This window comes from Flavobacterium sp. (assembly GCF_043778725.1).
GTDB lineage: Bacteria > Bacteroidota > Bacteroidia > Flavobacteriales > Flavobacteriaceae > Flavobacterium.
The window spans coordinates 1-2,228 of sequence record NZ_JAYWFT010000056.1; the positions used below are offsets into that span (position 1 = coordinate 1).

Annotated in this window: 1 protein-coding gene; it reads left to right on the forward strand. The window is 37.2% G+C overall.

Going from position 1 to position 2,228, the window contains the following annotated elements; all coding sequences use genetic code 11:
* Nucleotides 1–2,228 (forward strand): MopE-related protein (locus tag ACH2CG_RS04800; protein ID WP_395062746.1); only part of this gene is annotated, 2,228 nt, incomplete at both ends.

Sequence of the window (2,228 nt, forward strand, 5' to 3'; positions counted from 1 at the left end):
CTGGTACTGTTGTTTCTATGTTTACTGGAACTCCACCAGTTTATGCAAATGTTGTAAACGCTGTTCGTGCTCCGTGGACTGCTGGAACACAATTAAGTACAATTGCAAATGGAGCAGATACTTGTTTACAAGTTGATAATTTTGGCTATTTGGGTTATATTACTGATGGTGCCAATTTTAGCGCAGCAGGAATGACCAAACTTCATGTTGACGTTTATTTAAACACTCCAATTGCGAATATGTTTATCTACTTATTGTCAAACGGTGACCAATTGTACAATACTGGTGCGTTAACGGCTGGTTGGAATTCTATTGATATTCCTTTATCTACTTTTCCAGGTGCAAATTTATCAGATATCTATGGCTTCAAATTTGAGCATAATCAAGGGGCTGCAAGACAAATTTATTTAGATAATATTTATTTTTATGTTGCTGGCAGCGATCCAGTTATAACTGGATTTACAGTTCCTGCAAAAGTTTTTGGTGATGCTCCGTTTATGTTAACTGCTCCAACATCTAACAGTGCGGGTGCTTTTACATATACTTCTAGCAATCTTTCTGTTGCTACAATTTCAGGAAGCACGGTAACAGTTACTGGAATTGGAACTTCTACAATAACTGCAGTTCAGGCAGCAGACGGTAGTTTTGATGCTGGTTCTACAACTGCTAGTCTAGTTGTTTCAGCTCCACCATTAGCGGTAGCGGCGCCAACACCCCCAGTTAGAAATACTTATGATGTTGTGTCTTTATACAGCGATGCTTATACCAATTTGCCATCAGCAATGTGGCAAGGGGCTTCATCATTAACAGATGAGGTTATTGCCGGAAATCCATCAAAAAAATTAAGTAATTTTATTGTAGAATTTATCAATTTTGCAGCAACTGATGTTTCTCAAATGACAATGCTTCACATGGATGTTTATACGCCAGACGTAACTGGATTTAACATTTGGTTGTTGAACAATGGGGACAGAAATGCACAATTTTTTCCTACATTAAACGGATGGTATAGTGTTGATATTCCTTTATCTACTTATGTAAATAATGGTTTAAACATGACAGGAATTAGTCAATTGAAATTCGAAGGATTGAATGGTCCAGGAAAAACTGTTTATGTTGATAATGTTTATTTCTACCGTCCTGCGACTTTGCCTCCAGCAACTGTGGGAATGTTCACTGTTCCTGCTAAAAACGTTGGTGATGCTAATTTCGCAATTACACCTCCAACATCAAACAATACAAGTCCATTTACATACACAAGTAGCAATACCAATGTAGCAACAATAGTAGGTGGAAATCAAATTTCGATTGTAACTGGTGGCACAACAACCATTACAGCATCGCAAGTAACTGATGGAACTTACGGGCCAACAAGCAGAACAGCTACTTTTGTAGTTAGTTTTCCTGCACCTGGGCCATCTCCAATTCCGCCAGCAAGACAAGCGTCTCGAGTAATGTCAATGTACACAGGTACACCTTCGGTTTATGCTAACAACCCTTTATATACAACTGTTAGATCATTTTGGACTGGTGCAACTTCAATGACTGAAGTGCAAAACGGAACAAATACAGCATTAAAAGTTGACAATCTTGGATTCATTGGACTTATTGATCAATCAGAAAGAAGATTAAATGTAACAGGAATGACTAATTTACATTTAGATGTATATGTAAATGCGCCTTTCGCAAATTTATTCTTCTGGTTATTAACAGATGGAGATCAAAGAAGAGATATTACTAATTTAGTTGCAGGTTGGAATTCTATAAACATAGATTTAACTGAGTTTGCAGGAGCAAATTTATCAAATGTTTATGGTTTGAAATTCGAGCAAAATACACCAAATGCTCTACAAATTTATTTAGATAATATTTATTTCAGTAACGATACTCATTATACTGATGCTGATGGCGATGGTTACGGAAATTTATCAATGCCAGTAGTTGGTCAGCCAGCAGGTTCTGTACTTGATGCTACTGATTGTGATGATGCTAATGCAAATGTTAATCCTGGAAGACCAGAGGTTGCTTATAATGGCATAGATGACAATTGCGATGGTAACTTTGATGAAGGTTTCCCAGCAATGATAACTTCATTGACTGGACCTACTTGTGGATCTACATTATCTAACAATTTTGTTGCTGTACATGCAACTCAAGTGCCTGGCGCTTCTGGTTACAGATTTAGAGTAACAAATATGACGAGCAATTCAGTTCAGATTATTGATAGA